The 13,934-nt window shown below is 63.6% G+C and carries 13 protein-coding genes; 5 read left to right on the top strand and 8 right to left on the bottom strand.

The annotated features are described in order from the left end of the window. Nucleotides 1-156: 156 nt before the first annotated feature. The 5 genes from RT513_RS15725 to RT513_RS15705 form a co-directional block, all read right to left on the bottom strand. Complete coding sequence (locus tag RT513_RS15725; RefSeq protein WP_051911449.1) at nucleotides 157-804, bottom strand: HdeD family acid-resistance protein; 648 nt, start codon at nucleotides 802-804, stop codon at nucleotides 157-159. Next, nucleotides 788-1,972: a sigma-70 family RNA polymerase sigma factor gene (locus RT513_RS15720; RefSeq protein ID WP_051911448.1), complete on the bottom strand. Its 1,185-nt coding sequence runs from the start codon at nucleotides 1,970-1,972 to the stop codon at nucleotides 788-790. The genes RT513_RS15725 and RT513_RS15720 overlap by 17 nt, the downstream gene beginning before the upstream one ends. Nucleotides 1,973-2,049: 77 nt before the next feature. Beyond that, complete coding sequence (locus RT513_RS15715; protein WP_035714771.1) at nucleotides 2,050-4,944, bottom strand: ATP-dependent Clp protease ATP-binding subunit; 2,895 nt, start codon at nucleotides 4,942-4,944, stop codon at nucleotides 2,050-2,052. 64 nt (nucleotides 4,945-5,008) lie between these two features. Beyond that, entirely contained in the window at nucleotides 5,009-6,841 is a 1,833-nt protein-coding gene (gene ftsH / locus RT513_RS15710) for an ATP-dependent zinc metalloprotease FtsH (protein WP_035714769.1), read from the bottom strand. Nucleotides 6,842-6,855: 14 nt separating this feature from the next. Further along, nucleotides 6,856-7,287 carry a MarR family winged helix-turn-helix transcriptional regulator gene (locus tag RT513_RS15705; protein WP_035714766.1) on the bottom strand — a complete coding sequence of 144 codons (432 nt, stop codon included), beginning with the start codon at nucleotides 7,285-7,287 and terminating at the stop codon, nucleotides 6,856-6,858. Between the two features lie 202 nt (nucleotides 7,288-7,489). Between RT513_RS15705 and RT513_RS15700 the strand changes: the two genes are divergently transcribed. The 5 genes from RT513_RS15700 to RT513_RS15680 all read left to right on the top strand — a co-directional run bounded on the left by RT513_RS15700 (nucleotide 7,490) and on the right by RT513_RS15680 (nucleotide 10,376). After that, nucleotides 7,490-7,915, top strand: a complete 426-nt coding sequence (locus RT513_RS15700) for an Hsp20/alpha crystallin family protein (RefSeq protein WP_035714763.1) — start codon at nucleotides 7,490-7,492, stop codon at nucleotides 7,913-7,915. Nucleotides 7,916-7,929: 14 nt separating this feature from the next. Further along, on the top strand, nucleotides 7,930-8,328 hold the full coding sequence (locus RT513_RS15695; RefSeq protein ID WP_290687193.1) for an Hsp20/alpha crystallin family protein: 399 nt from the start codon (nucleotides 7,930-7,932) through the stop codon (nucleotides 8,326-8,328). 20 nt (nucleotides 8,329-8,348) lie between these two features. Further along, complete coding sequence (locus tag RT513_RS15690; RefSeq protein WP_028713487.1) at nucleotides 8,349-8,840, top strand: Hsp20/alpha crystallin family protein; 492 nt, start codon at nucleotides 8,349-8,351, stop codon at nucleotides 8,838-8,840. A 115-nt stretch (nucleotides 8,841-8,955) separates the two neighbouring features. Continuing rightward, entirely contained in the window at nucleotides 8,956-9,435 is a 480-nt protein-coding gene (locus RT513_RS15685) for a phosphate-starvation-inducible PsiE family protein (RefSeq protein WP_035714756.1), read from the top strand. Beyond that, the gene (locus tag RT513_RS15680; protein ID WP_035714753.1) at nucleotides 9,432-10,376 is read left to right on the top strand and encodes a zinc metalloprotease HtpX; all 945 of its coding nucleotides are present in this window, start codon (nucleotides 9,432-9,434) and stop codon (nucleotides 10,374-10,376) included. Before RT513_RS15685 ends, RT513_RS15680 begins: the two co-directional genes overlap by 4 nt. A gap of 551 nt (nucleotides 10,377-10,927) precedes the next feature. Here RT513_RS15680 and RT513_RS15675 read toward each other — a convergent pair. The 3 genes from RT513_RS15675 to RT513_RS15665 form a co-directional block, all read right to left on the bottom strand. Continuing rightward, a complete protein-coding gene (locus RT513_RS15675) occupies nucleotides 10,928-12,154 on the bottom strand; it encodes an IS256 family transposase (RefSeq protein ID WP_313534142.1) in 1,227 nt (408 codons plus the stop codon). Nucleotides 12,155-12,293: 139 nt separating this feature from the next. Then, nucleotides 12,294-13,313, bottom strand: a complete 1,020-nt coding sequence (gene bioB, locus RT513_RS15670; protein ID WP_035714096.1) for a biotin synthase BioB — start codon at nucleotides 13,311-13,313, stop codon at nucleotides 12,294-12,296. Nucleotides 13,314-13,315: 2 nt separating this feature from the next. Further along, nucleotides 13,316-13,879, bottom strand: a complete 564-nt coding sequence (locus tag RT513_RS15665; protein WP_035714005.1) for a biotin transporter BioY — start codon at nucleotides 13,877-13,879, stop codon at nucleotides 13,316-13,318. Between the last annotated feature and the right edge of the window lie 55 nt (nucleotides 13,880-13,934).

Raw genomic sequence — 13,934 nt, 5'->3', positions numbered from 1 at the left:
GCGCCTCTGCGTCCGGGTGCCGCAGGAAGATCGGCGTCGGACCGCTGCCGAACGGATTGAAGCCGGCGCTAAGGCAACGGTCGAAAATCGTTTCGTCCCATCGGGTGAAGTCGTTCTCGCCGCCGGCAAGGCGCCGGTCATCTGCCACAGCGCACATCACATCTGCGCCGACCGGGGCTGGCCGGCGATGGTGCCGTCATTCGGGCGATCCGCCTTGCGCAGCCGCAGCCCGAGGAGGATCATCATCACCCCGAAGATCGCGGCGTAGAAGCCGATCAGCCAGCCGAGCGCGAGGAAGCTTTCGAGCGGGCGCGTCAGCAGCATCCAGGTCACGACGACACCGAGAACGACCGAGACGAGGCCGCTCAGGATCAGCCAGATCTCGCCCTCGATTTCCTTGCGCAGGCGGATCGCTGCCGCGATCTCGAGGGCACCCGAGAACACGGACCAGAATGCGATGCTGGCCCAGAGGAATGTCGCAAGCACAAGCGTCGCGACAAAAGGCGAGACAACCACGACGACGCCCGTGGCGATGCTAAGAATGCCGCTGAACATCAGCCAGCCCCAGCGTTCGCCCTTGCGGATGTTACGTATCGCGGCGACGAGGCCGAACACGCCGTCGGCAAAGGCGAACGCGCCGAAGACCAGCGTGAGCGCCAGAAGCGCTTCCGCGGGCATGACGAAGGCTAGCACTGCGATGATCAATGCGAGCACGCCGCGTAACACGAATGCCCACCAATTCCGGGACAGGCTGCACAGCATGTCCTGCATCTTGTCGGTCGGGTTTTCAGAGGCTGTGGTCATTGGTCGATCTCCTATTCAGTTCGTGTCTGGTGTCGGAGCCGGCGTCCTCGCCGGTTAGGGCGGCGGCCACGCGGCGGCGATCCTCGATCGGCTGAGGTAGACGCTGCGTGTGAGCGATTTCCCGTTCGATGGAAGCGCGGCCTGATGGATCTCTGACCAACCCGGTTTCGGCAAGCCTCGCGCGTAGTGTCACGCCCGCATTTTCTGCGATCTCGGCGACCTCTGTCTCGGTCAGGCCGAAAAGGTCTGCCGTCTCCGCGATCGTAGCGTTGTCGAGGTGGAGCCGATAGAGAACGCGGCGTTCGACCGACGGAAGATCGGCGATTGCCCGGTGCAGCACCATGGCGATCTTATGCCGATCCGCTTGGCTCTCGGGGTCTGTGCCGCCGTCGTCGGCGAGGAGGTCCTCCAGCATCAGCACTTCGTCGGGCTGGTAGAACTCGAACATCGCCTGATCCGCCTCGGTCGGATCCTCCGCCGGGGCCTCGGGTTCCGCCTCGATGGAGGCGGCATCCTCAGGCACGGCGCGGCGGGCGGCGCGGGATTCTTCCTCGATGGTCTCAAAAGCCAGCCGTTTCAGCCAGTCGCCGACGGAAAACTCCGAAGGCCGATCCTCGAAGCGGGCCAGCCCCTTGAGGATCGTCGCATCGACGATATCGCCAACGCTCAGGTAGCCAGCCGGCACAGACCCGCTACACTCGAGATAGGTCAACTCGCGCCTGACGGTATCGTAGACCGTATCGAGATGATCCTCGATCAGGTCGAAGAAGAGTTGGCGCCGGTCCGCTTCCGCCGCATCCCGCGCGGGCGGCAGCGGGGCGCCGATCCGGCGCCGGCGGGCGGGACGCTTGTATTCAGGCTCGTGCTTGAGGCGCGCCACATGCCGATCGACCTGGTGGCGCAGGTCGGCAAAGGCCTTGCGCAGGACGGGCTCGATCTCGAATCCCTCTTCCCGCGCCGCGATCACGCCCGACGGCAGTTGCAGGCGCAGGCTGACTTTGATGCGCTTCTTGCCCCTCGTCTGCGAGGCAACGACTTCGAGCCGGACCAGATCCTCGCGAAAGCGCGCAAGGTGCGGTTCAAGTTGCCGCACTTCTTCCTCGATGACCTCAGGCGCGCGCTGTTGGCCGTGCCGGTCGAGATTGCGGAATGATCTAATGACGTTCATGCCGTGGACCTTCCTATAACTCTCCGAAGAGATGGCCCGGCGCGACCGATATCGCGCCGGGCCAGTCATTTGCGCTGTCACTCGGCGGACTTGTCGTCCTTGGACTGCACCTCATCCTCAACGCTGGGCTTTGGAACGTCCGTCTTGTTTTCGGCAACTTCGATGGACTCGCCGATCCCGGCTTGGGCCGGATCGTCCGGGCTGTCGTCACTGGTGTCCTTTACGATCTTTTCGAACACGACCCTCTGTTCGTCCTCCGACCAGGCGACGCGGACCTTGTCACCATCCTCGATCCGCCCGGAGAGCATCTCGCGGGCCAACTCGGTCTCCAGCTCCGACCGGATCAGCCGGCGCAGCTCGCGGGCGCCGAATTCGGGGCGGAAGCCGACCGCGCCGAAGTGATCCACGACGCTCACATCGAGTTCGAGTTCGACGCCCTGGGTAAGGGCGGTCCGCTTCACCCGGTTGAGCTGCAACTCGACGATCTGGCGGATCTCCGACTGATTCAGCGAATGAAAGACGATGATCTCGTCGATCCGGTTGATGAATTCGGGCCGGAAATGACCGCGCAACACCTCCATCAGTTCGGATTTCTGCTTGGCCTGGTCGAACTCCCTGCTGCCGCGTTTCGTGAGGTTGCGCTGGATGATGTCCGAACCGAGGTTCGAGGTGGCGATGATGATGGTGTTGGTGAAGTCCACCACGCGGCCCTTGCCATCTGTCAGGCGGCCATCGTCGAACACCTGAAGCAGGATGTTGTAGACATCTGGATGCGCCTTCTCGATCTCGTCGAGCAGCACCACCGAATAGGGCCGGCGGCGGACCTTTTCGGTCAGCTGGCCCCCCTCGTCATAGCCGACATATCCCGGAGGCGCGCCGACGAGCCGTGCCACCGCGTGACGCTCTCCATATTCCGACATGTCGATACGGATCATCGCGTCCTGATCGCCGAAGATCACCTCGGTGAGCGTCTTGGCCAGTTCCGTCTTGCCAACCCCGGTCGGCCCGAGGAACAGGAAGGTCGCGGTCGGACCGGAACCTTCGCGCAGACCCGCACGCGCCAGGCGCACCGCATCGGCTACGGCGCGGATCGCTTCTTCCTGGCCAATGACGCGCTCGTGCAGCTTCTCCTCGAGCTTCAGGAGCTTGTCCTTCTCCTCGGCGGTCAGCTCCGTGACCGGAACACCGGTGATCTTGGAGACGATCTGCGCGACATGATCGGCGCGCACCTCGGCGGTCGCCGAAGCTTGGTCGCGCTTCCAGATCTCCAGAAGCTCGTCAAGCTCCTTCTGCTTCTGCTCGAGTTCCTTCTTCAGTTCCGCTGCCCGGTCGAATTGCTTGCGGGCTGCGGCATAGTCCTGCTCGCGCTTGATCTGCGCGGCTTCGGCCTCCAGCTCCTGCACGTCCACGGGCCGCGCAGTGGCCGAGATCTTCACCCGCGCCGCGGCCTGGTCGATCAGGTCGATCGCCTTGTCGGGCATGAAGCGACCGGTGATATAGCGATCCGAAAGCTCCGCGGCGGCGATGATCGCCTCGTCGGTGATCGTCACCTTGTGGTGGCTTTCGAGCGTGTCGCGCAGCCCGCGCAGAATCATGATCGTCTGTGCGACAGTGGGCTCGTCCACATAAACCGGCTGGAACCGTCGCTCGAGCGCCGCGTCCTTCTCGATGTATTTCTGATACTCGTTGAGCGTCGTCGCACCGATCAGGTTCAGCTCGCCCCGCGCCAGCGCCGGCTTGAAGGTGTTGGCAATGTCGAGACCGCCTTCGCCGCCGCCCTGGCCGGCGCCGACGATGGTGTGGATCTCGTCGATGAAGAGAATGAGGCTGTCCTTCTCCTCGGTGATCTCCTTGAGGATCTTTTGCACGCGCTCCTCGAACTCGCCGCGGTACTTGGACCCTGCGACCATCGAGTTGATGTTCAGTTCAACCAGCCGCTTGTCGCGTAGGGCCTCGGGCACCTCGCCGGCCACGATCCGCTGGGCGAGCCCCTCGATGATGGCGGTCTTGCCGACGCCGGGCTCGCCGATCAGCACGGGGTTGTTCTTCTTGCGCCGCGCAAGAACCTCGATCGTCGTCTCGATCTCGCGGGCGCGACCGATCACCGGATCGAGCTTGCCCTCGCGCGCGACCTTGGTGAGGTCGCGGCTGAACTGGTCGAGATCGGGGGTGTTCGACGGAGTCTCGACGCGGCCTTCCTCGGCACCCTTGCCGACCACCTTCGTCACCTGCTGGCGCAGCGCCTGCGGCGTCAACCCCAGCTTGCGCAGCATCGCCGCGGCCAGGCCTTCACCTTCCTCGGCAAGTCCGATCAGAAGGTGCTCGGGACCGACATAGGAATGGCCGAGTTCGTTCGAGGCGATGAAGGCCCGGTTCAGCGCGTCCTTCAGGCGAGGGCTTACGCCGATTTCGCCCTCCGTCTTGGCGTCTCCACGCTTCGCTTCCTTCTCGATCTGGCGCCGCAGATCATCCACATCGACCTTGAACTGTTCCAGGATCGTCTTGACGACGTCAGACGGGGTCAATGCCAGAAGCAGATGTTCGGTGTCGACCTCGCTGCGCCCGAATTCCCCGGCCTTCTGTGCTGCATCCTGCAGCAGCTTGTTGCCCTGTTCGCTCAGCCGGTCGGCGATGGTGCGTCCGCCGCCGCGCCGCGATCCACGCCGCGGCGCGCCCTCGCCGAAAGTGGCGTCGACGACAGCGTCATCGCCATCACCCATAGAGCCGAGCGTGCCGCCTCGCAGCGGACTGTCACCAAAGAGGCTGCCGAAACCGCTCTCGCCGAAGAATTCGTCAAGAAGGGAACGCCGCCCGAACAGGGACTCCAGCGGCGAGGCGCTGCGTCCCGACCGGCGCGCTATTTCGCTGTAGTGCTGATCGCACAGCTCCATGTTCTGAACCCTGCCGTTCACCGAGGCGCGCACGCGCGCCGTCGCCGGGCGACCGCAAATATCGCAAGCTCCGTTTGCCATTCGTCTTCTCCGTTTTCATTATCCAGTCAGGGTTGTTCGCCGATCATCTGCGCCAGTGACAGTGTCACGCAGCGACCGCTTCCGTTCTTTTCACCTTGGACGCAATTGCCACCAGATCGGGCTCGTCCAGTGTCTCTCGTTGCAGGAGATCTTGCGCCGATTGCTCGAGAAGATCCAGATTGGTTTCAAGAAGGGTGAGGGTGCGCTTGAAGACGCCATCCACGATGTCGCGCACCTTTAGGTCCATTCGCTCGGCCGTGGCCTCGCTGTAGCGGCGGTTGAGCCAGGACGCCTGATCGCCGGTGCCGAGAAAGCCGGGCCGATCGGTGTCATAGCTGACATGCCCGAGGTCTTCGTCCATCCCGTAACGCGCGACCATGGCGCGGGCGATATCGGTCGCCTTGACCAGATCGTCCGCCGCCCCAGTCGAGACATGATCGTAGATGATCTTCTCTGCCGCGCGCCCGCCAAGCAGGACTGCGATCTTGTTTTCGAGTTCCTCCCGCGTCATCAGGAAGCGGTCCTCGGTCGGGCGCTGGATGGTGTAGCCGAGCGCGCCAATCCCGCGCGGTATGATCGAGACCTTGTGCACCGGGTCCACCCCCGGCAGAGCCATCGCGACCAGCGCGTGCCCCATCTCGTGGTGCGCCACGATCTCCCGTTCGCGCGGATTGAGCACGCGGTTCTTCTTTTCCAACCCGGCGATGATGCGTTCCACCGCATTGTTGAAGTCGTCCATCGTCACCGCATCAGCCTTGCGGCGCGTGGCGAGCAATGCTGCCTCGTTGACGAGATTGGCAAGATCCGCGCCGGAAAAGCCGGGAGTAAGCGCTGCGACCTTCTCGGAATCGACGTCTGGGGCGAGCTTCACCTTTTTCATGTGAACGCCGAGAATCTGCACACGTCCCTTCTTATCCGGCCGATCCACCAGCACCTGCCGGTCGAAGCGTCCCGCACGCAGCAGCGCGGGGTCGAGGATCTCTGGTCGGTTGGTGGCGGCCAGGAGCACGATGCCAACCGAAGGGTCGAAGCCGTCGAGCTCGGTCAGAAGCTGGTTCAGCGTCTGCTCACGCTCATCGTGGCCGCCAGCGATCTGGCCGGAGGAGCGCGCCCGCCCGAGAGCGTCGAGTTCGTCGATGAAGATGATCGCCGGCGCGGATTTCCGAGCCTGCTCGAAGAGGTCGCGCACCCGCGCGGCACCGACGCCCACGAACATCTCGACGAACTCGGAGCCCGAGATCGAAAAGAAGGTCACGCCGGCCTCGCCTGCCACTGCGCGCGCTAGAAGCGTCTTGCCGGTGCCCGGCGGCCCAACGAGCAATATGCCTTTGGGGATATGTGCGCCCAGCTTTCCGTATTCGGCGGGGTTCCTGAGGAACTCTACGACCTCCTCGAGCTCGGCCTTGGCCTCGTCCACACCGGCCACGTCGGCGAAGCTGACGCCGGTTTCTTTTTCCATGTAAACCTTGGCCTTGCTGCGGCCGACCTGCATGAACCCGCCGAAACCCTGTTTGTCGGCGAACTTACGGAACAGCAGCATCCAGATTCCGAAGAAGACAAGCGCTGGCGCCACCCAGGAAATCAGCGTGCCGAGAAAGGTGTTCTGAGGAACGCCCGTGATCTCGACGCCGGAGCGGTCGATCCGCTGCAGGATCGCGGGATCCACGACCGTGGTGACGAACTGGCTCTTGCCGTCGACGGGGTCGGTGAAGGTGCCGGTGATGGTGTCCGCGCCGACCGCAACGGAGGCGACCCTGCCATCCTCGAGATAGCTCTCGAACTGGCTGTAGCTGATCGGTGCGACGGATTGCCAGCCGGCGATCAGGTTCTGGATGAAAAGCACGGCTATGAAAGCCACCACCCAGTACCAGATGTTATATTCGGTCTTCCTTTCCATGCCGCTTGTCCCTTTCACTGGCGCCCGAGCCGCGCCCTGATCCGCTCGAGCAGCGCCAGCAGGATGCGCCTTTCGTCTGCCGACAAATCCTGCAGGATTTCATGTTCGAGCGCCGATTGCCGCGGCGCGAGTTCCTCCAGCATCGCCCGGGCCTTCGACGTTGCGGCGACGATCTGCGACCGCCTGTCGTCGAGCGAGGGCGACCGCTCGACCCAGCCGCCCCGGACCATGCGATCGACGAGCTGGCCCGCAGTGGCCGGGCCGACCTCAAGTCGGTCGGCCAGATCGCCGATGGTCAGCCCGGGCGCATCCTCGACATGCGCCGCCGCCATCCAGGACAGGCGGGTCAAGCCGCTGTCGCGGATGTCTTGGTCGATCCGCTGCTGGATGAGCTGCGCGACCCGGTGGATCGTCGTCCCGATCAGCGCGATGTCCGAAGAGATCATAGGTATCCTTCCTCCGGTTGCATGAGACACAGGATAGACCGCACTCCATCCGAAGTGCAATGCTCGCATCATATATGCTTGCATAATAAATGGAACCGCTTATCTTGATGAGCGGTCTCCGAACCCACATCCGGCCGGCACCGTTGCCCGGTCCCTCCATGCCGATGGTTCGGGGGCATCGATCAGCAACAGGAGGCCAGTAATGCTCTACCCGACATATCTGCGCCGCAGCGATCCCTTTGCGCTGATGCGCTCCATGATGCGCGATCTCGACCGCGGTTTCTGGCCGCCGGCCCGCGCGGCGTTCCCGGCGGTGAATGTCTGGCAAGGCCCTGAGGCCGTTGCCATCGCCGCTGAACTTCCCGGCATCGAACCGGGCGACATTGAGATTTCGGTTAAGGACAACGTCCTGACGCTTTCGGGCGAACGCAAGGTGCCAGAGGTTCCCGACGGTGCGCGCTGGCACCGCAACGAACGCGGTTTCGGCAGGTTTTCCCGCACTATCCGCCTGCCGTTCGCGGCCTCGGATGACAAGGTCGAGGCGAGGATGACAAACGGCGTATTGCGGATCGTCATCTCCCGGCCCGAGGAAGAAAAGCCGAAGAAAATCGAGATCAAGGCAGCCTGAGAAAAGCTGGAACGATGAGCACCAACATCACGCAAGCCGCCGAAAAGACGCCGACCGATTCGCCCGAGACCACCGGCAGCGGACGCATCTACCGCCCGTTGACCGATATCGTCGAGACCGATCAGGGTGTCTCCATGATGCTTGGAATGCCTGGGGTCGCCGCCGATGCGGTCGAAATCACGCTCGAAAATCGTGTGTTGACGATCCGCGGCAAGGTTGACCCGGCGCGGCCGGAAAACCTCGAACTTGCCTATGCCGAATATGGCGAGGGCGATTTCGAGCGTGCCTTCACGCTTTCCGAGGACTTCGACCTCGATAGGATCGAAGCCGAGATGCGTGGAGGTGTCCTCACCCTGACGCTCCCCCGAGCCCCTGAAGCGCAGCCGAAAAAGATCGCCGTCAGGGGCGCCTGAAAACCGAAGGAGACCATATCATGCAGATCAAAGACCTCATTCCCTGGGCGCGCAAGGACGGCGCGCCAGATGCCAAGAGCAGCGAAGACAACCCGATCGCGACACTCCAGCACGAAATGAACCATGTGTTCGAGAACTTCTGGAACCGTGTCGGTCATTTCGAATGGCCCTTTGGCAGCGGCGAAGCGAAATCCGACGTGGTCGAGACCGACAAGGCGATCGAAGTATCGATCGAGCTGCCGGGCATGGAGATGAAGGACATCGAGGTGACGGTCAACGATGACATGTTGACTGTGAAGGGGGAGAAGAAGATCGAGCGCCAGGAGGAGAAAAAGGGGTATTACCTGTCCGAGCGCAGCTACGGCGCGATCTACCGGACAATTCCGCTCCCTCCCGGTGTGGATGGCGAAAAGGCGCAGGCATCCTTCAAAAACGGGGTTCTGACGATCAAGCTGCCCCAGACTCCCGAGGCGCAGGCGAAGGTCAAGCGCATCGAGGTCAAGAACGGCTGATTTGCCACATTGGGTGTCGCCGGTTTGCGGCGTCCCCTCCGCTCCGTGCGATATCGCACCGTCTGGAGAAGCCCCGGGGAGCTTGTCTCTCCGAGGCGGCCTTCGAGAGGCAATCATGAAAGACTTGCAACGATCCGGGCTGACCCGTGAACAATGGTCGGCGATGACGCTCTACGAGAAGTTCGAGCAAGTTGTCATCTTCGTCCTCAGCGTCATCATTGCGGCGATCGTCGTGGCGTCGGTCTGGGCGCTGATGCGCGAAGTCGTGAACCGCTTGCTTCTGGGGGCATTCGACACTCTCGACTACGCCACCTTCCAGGTGGTGTTCGGCATGATCTTCACCGTGGTGATCGCGCTCGAGTTCAAGCGCTCCCTTCTTGTTGCGACCGAACGCAGCTTCGGGATCCTCCAGGTCCGCACGATCGTGCTGATCGCGCTGCTGGCCATCGCGCGCAAATTCATCATCCTGGACGTCGGCGAGACGGAATCATCCAAGATTGCCGCACTCGCGGGCGCGGCGCTTGCGCTCGGGGTTGTCCATTGGCTGGTGCGCGATCAGGACCGGCGCGAAGTCCGGGACCGTGAGGAGCCATGACAGGGGTCTCTGCCCGCCATCGCTTGCTCAATCTGGCGCAGTCGGCGCTGCTTCTGGGGCTCATGGCGGCAATCGCCTGGGTGTCGGTCACTGCGATCCTCGGGCCAGAAACGGGGGCGATGGTGGCCCTCGGCATGGTCGCGGGCCTCATCCTGGCGCCCGCTCTGCCCCGCCGCATGATCCTGTCCGGCTATCAGGCGCAGCGGCTGACAGGGCGCGATGCTCCCGGGCTCGTCGGTGCGCTGGCCGAGCTCGCCCGCCGCGCCGGTCTGCCACGCGCCCCGGCGCTCTATCGTGTGCCGAGCTCGCTGCCAAATGCCTTCGCCATGGGCACGCCCGAGGACAGCTCGATCTGCGTTACCGACGGGCTGCTCGAGCTGCTCGACGGACGTGAACTCGCCGGGGTGCTGGCCCACGAGATCGGCCACATCGCCAATCGCGACCTGTGGGTCATGGGTGTAGCCGACATGATGTCGCGCCTCGTTTCGCTGGCAAGCTGGCTCGGACAGTTGCTTCTACTCCTCAACCTGCCTCTGGTCCTGGCAGGCATGGTCCATGTGCCTTGGCATGTCGTGATTCTCCTTGTCTTCGCACCCACCCTCATGGCGCTGGTCCAACTCGGCCTTTCGCGGACGCGCGAGTACGACGCCGACCGCGCCGCCGCAGAGCTGGCCGGCGATCCGGAGGGGCTCGTGCGCGCGCTCGTCAAGCTCGATCGCCGGGTCGGTCGGTTCTGGGAGGAGATCCTTCTGCCCGGCCGCCGCATTCCGGAGCCCTCGTTGCTCAGGACGCATCCCCCGACCGAAAGCCGCATCCGCCGCCTCCGGGACCTGGTCACGGGTCGCACGACCCCGATCCCCCCCCTTGTCGGCTACCCGACCGCAAGGATACCGCTGGGAGGGACACCACCTCGGTTCCATCGCCTTGGGCTCTACTGGTAGGCCTGCAGGGAAGCTGGATCGCCCAGGAGAACGGCGACCTGTCAGAAGGCAGGTCTTCCAGAGAAGGTTGGATATCAGGCCCATCCACTCCACCAGGTGCGGAGGGCAGAGAAGCGAAAACGCATCAACCTCTCCGCGATCCATCAGTTCGCGCAGGATCAGACCCGCTTCGATGGTCTTGCCGATGCCTTCATCGTCGGCGATTAGCAGACGCGGGACCTGAAGCCGAAGGGCCATGAGCAGCGGGACCAGCTGGTAGGCCCGCGGCTCAAACGCAAGCTGTGCGGCGGATCGGAACGGACCTGCCCCTCGGCGGAGGGTCAGCCTCAACGCATCGGCAAGAAGCGCCGCCTTGAACTGAACTGTCGTGCGGGCATTGTCAGGCAGGTCGAAACGAGCGGCTTCGACAGGTGTCAGCTCGAGATCCGGAGCAAGAACGACGATATCATTTTCACTGCCCGAGAGGGGGCGCAGGGCGAACAGGCGGTCGTGTCGCGAATGTGGTGGAAATTGCCGAGCAGCGGGCTCCGAGTATGTGACATTGGCTCCAGTCAGGCCGCGAGGTCAAGGGACATCGGCACGAGAGGCTGAGAAAGGGTTTCCCAGCCATCGACCTTTCGCATCTGGATCTGCCCTGACGCCAAGAGCGCCCAGAGCAGCATCGGCACGGTCTCGGCGCAGGGCAGCACGGTCTGGGTCTTGATGCGGCGGCGGAACTCCTCGTTCAGACGCTCAATGGCGTTGGTGGTCCGTGCGGATTTCCATTGCGACGGATCGAGGCGGGTGAAGCTGAAGAGGCGATCGCCGGCCTCCTCGAGGCTATCGGCCACGGCCCGGCACTTGAGCTTCCACTTGCGGAGGAAGGCCTTGCGGCGCGTCTCGATCTCGGCCGCGCTGTCGGCGTAGATCATGTCGCGGTAGTCTTCGCTCAGCTCGTCATGCAGGCGCTTTGGGGCGTGGCCGAGCAGGTTGCGGTGCTTGTGAACCGTGCAGCGTTGAATGGCCAGATCCTCGCCCCAGAGTGCCACAAGCGCGGCTTCAAGGCCGGGGGCGCCGTCAACGATTACGAACTCGGGCCGCCTCAGGCCCCGCGCGTCCAGATCGGCGAGGAATTGGCTCCAGGCAGCCGTGCTTTCGCCGCCCATGTTCCTGATTGAGAGGAGCACCTTTTGACCGTCGCGCCGAACACCGATCGCCGCCAGCACCGAGATGTTGGTGGCCTTGCGGTCCAGCCGGGTCTTTATGACGGTGCCGTCGAGGATGAGCCGCACGATATCCTCCTCGGCCAGGTCGCGGGTGGACCACGCGTCCCAATCGACCTTCACCTTGCGCCAGGCCCGGCTGACCACGTCCTTGCTCACCGCCCCCTCGAACAGTCCGAACAGCGCCCGCTTGACCCGGCGCGTGTTGGTGCCGGCCAGGTAGACCGCCGCGATCAGGGCCTCGGCCTTCTTTGTCAGCCGCCTGTAGCGGGGCAGTGCCTTCGAGCGCCATTCGGTGATCTTGCCGGCCTCGTTCTCGATCCGGGCACGAGGAACCCGCACCGTCTCAGTGCCGAATGTGCCGGTCAGCTGCCGATCGCGATGCCCGTGGCGGTAGCCCTTGGCCCGCTCGTTGCCGCGGCCGTAACGAAGCCGTCCAAGAAAGTCGGCCAGTTCCTCTTCGAACATGGCCTCAATGGTGGCACGGACATTTGCCCGTAGGCGATCCTCGATCGGATCATACGCCCCTGCGTCGGGCAGTAGCGAAAAGGATGAGCTGTCGGTATTCTGCTTCATGGCGTGATCTCCCTGGCGGTTGCCGCCGCCGGTTGGGTGGGTGTTGGTTCACCCGGAGATTACGCCGCCAGCCAATTTCCACCACTTCCGAGACACGACCAAGCTGCGAGGGCGAATACGGTCGCCCTCGCAGCCAACTTCACGCCTCGGCGCGGGTCTGGTGACTGGGGTTTTCTTTCGAACTCAGATCGCCCGCTCTGAATGGAGTAGAAATCGCCGCGATGAGCTCTGCGTCCTCGCCGATGCCCGCATTTGGTGTAGTCAGCAGAGTGTCGCCGTAAAAGATCGAGTTCGCACCGGCGATCAAGCACAGGATCTGTGCCTCGCGGTTCAAGCTCGAGCGCCCTGCCGACAGCCGCACAATCGAGGCGGGCATCACCAGTCTGGCAGTGGCGACCATACGGACCAGTTCCAGCGGGTCGATGGGGGCCCGTCCGGCCAGCGGCGTTCCCGCGACCGGCACCAACGCATTGATCGGCACGCTTTCCGGATGCGGCACCATCGTCGCCAGCGTCTGCAACATCGAGGCGCGATCCCGCACGCTCTCGCCCATGCCAATGATACCGCCACAGCAGAGCTCGATGCCGTAACTACGCACCGTCGCCAGCGTATCCAGTCGGTCCTGATAGGTGCGGGTGGTGATGATCTTGCCGTAGAATTCGGGGCTGGTGTCGAGGTTGTGGTTATAGGCCGTGAGGCCAACCTCTGCGAGGCGCTCGGCCTGATGGGGTTTGAGCATGCCGAGGGTGACACAGGCCTCCATCCCGAGCGCCCTGACCCCCGCCACCATCTCGACCACGGCGTCGAAATCGCGACCGTCGCGCACCTGTCGCCAAGCCGCCCCCATGCAGAAACGCTCCGCCCCGGCACTACGCGCGGTGGCGGCCATGTCGATAACTTTCGCCGGATCCATAAGACGCTCACGGGTCAGCTCCACATCGCGGTGATGCGCCGATTGCGGACAATAGGCACAGTTCTCAGGGCAACCGCCAGTCTTGATCGACAGCAGGCTGGCCTTCTGCAGGCGGTTCGGGTCGTGGTGCGCGCGATGCGCGGCATTCGCCATCCCGACAAGCTCGAGCAGGGGCAGCTCATGCAGTGCAAGGATTTCATCGGTTTTCCAGTCGTGGCGCAGCGCACTGCTTGCGGATGTATCCAGCCTCACTTGAGCCCCCGCAGTCGCGCCATCCCCTGAGCCGCAAGCCCTACAACAGCGATCTTGGCGAGATCTCCGGCGAGGAAGGGCAGGACTCCGACGGCCATAAGCTGCTCCGATGGCACAAAGGCCGACAGCCAGATCAGGCCAAACCCGTAGACCACGCCAAGCCCGGTCAGCATCGCAAATGTCTGGCCAAGCCAACCCCGTCCCACAGCTAGCCATCCGGTTACGCCCGAGGCGAGCAGATAGCCGACAAGGTAGCCGCCGGTTGGACCGGCAATATAGGTCAGACCCAGACCGCGCGCAGGCGAGCCCGCGAATACCGGCAAGCCGGCGGCACCCGCCGCGAAATATACGGCGAAGATAGCCACTGCCATGCGCGGGCCGAGCAGGAGGGCAAAGGCCATGACCGCCATCGTGTGCAATGTCATCGGGACCGGCCAGAACGGGATTTGCACCTTGGCAGAAATCGTCATCAACGTGACGCCCGCAATGCCGATGGCCAGCGGGCGAAATACGCGGGCCAGGGGCGTTACAGTGCCAGAATACGGTGTGATTGTGGGCATTGGACCCTCCAAATTATCTATAATATGACGAATCCGTCGTTGCATAGGCACATGG

The organism is Haematobacter sp., from assembly GCF_032102465.1.
Classification (GTDB): domain Bacteria; phylum Pseudomonadota; class Alphaproteobacteria; order Rhodobacterales; family Rhodobacteraceae; genus Haematobacter.
This window is presented reverse-complemented; position numbering and strand designations above follow the sequence as displayed.

Excerpts from the sequence above, each read along its gene's own strand:
- RT513_RS15680 (WP_035714753.1), top strand. The coding sequence starts at position 9,432 with ATGACAGGGGTCTCTGCCCGCCATCGCTTGCTCAATCTGGCGCAGTCG.
- RT513_RS15685 (WP_035714756.1), top strand. The coding sequence starts at position 8,956 with ATGAAAGACTTGCAACGATCCGGGCTGACCCGTGAACAATGGTCGGCG.
- RT513_RS15725 (WP_051911449.1), bottom strand. The coding sequence starts at position 804 with ATGACCACAGCCTCTGAAAACCCGACCGACAAGATGCAGGACATGCTG.
- RT513_RS15715 (WP_035714771.1), bottom strand. The coding sequence starts at position 4,944 with ATGGCAAACGGAGCTTGCGATATTTGCGGTCGCCCGGCGACGGCGCGC.
- RT513_RS15700 (WP_035714763.1), top strand. The coding sequence starts at position 7,490 with ATGCTCTACCCGACATATCTGCGCCGCAGCGATCCCTTTGCGCTGATG.
- RT513_RS15675 (WP_313534142.1), bottom strand. The coding sequence starts at position 12,154 with ATGAAGCAGAATACCGACAGCTCATCCTTTTCGCTACTGCCCGACGCA.
- RT513_RS15720 (WP_051911448.1), bottom strand. The coding sequence starts at position 1,972 with ATGAACGTCATTAGATCATTCCGCAATCTCGACCGGCACGGCCAACAG.
- RT513_RS15695 (WP_290687193.1), top strand. The coding sequence starts at position 7,930 with ATGAGCACCAACATCACGCAAGCCGCCGAAAAGACGCCGACCGATTCG.
- RT513_RS15705 (WP_035714766.1), bottom strand. The coding sequence starts at position 7,287 with ATGATCTCTTCGGACATCGCGCTGATCGGGACGACGATCCACCGGGTC.
- ftsH (WP_035714769.1), bottom strand. The coding sequence starts at position 6,841 with ATGGAAAGGAAGACCGAATATAACATCTGGTACTGGGTGGTGGCTTTC.
- RT513_RS15665 (WP_035714005.1), bottom strand. The coding sequence starts at position 13,879 with ATGCCCACAATCACACCGTATTCTGGCACTGTAACGCCCCTGGCCCGC.
- RT513_RS15690 (WP_028713487.1), top strand. The coding sequence starts at position 8,349 with ATGCAGATCAAAGACCTCATTCCCTGGGCGCGCAAGGACGGCGCGCCA.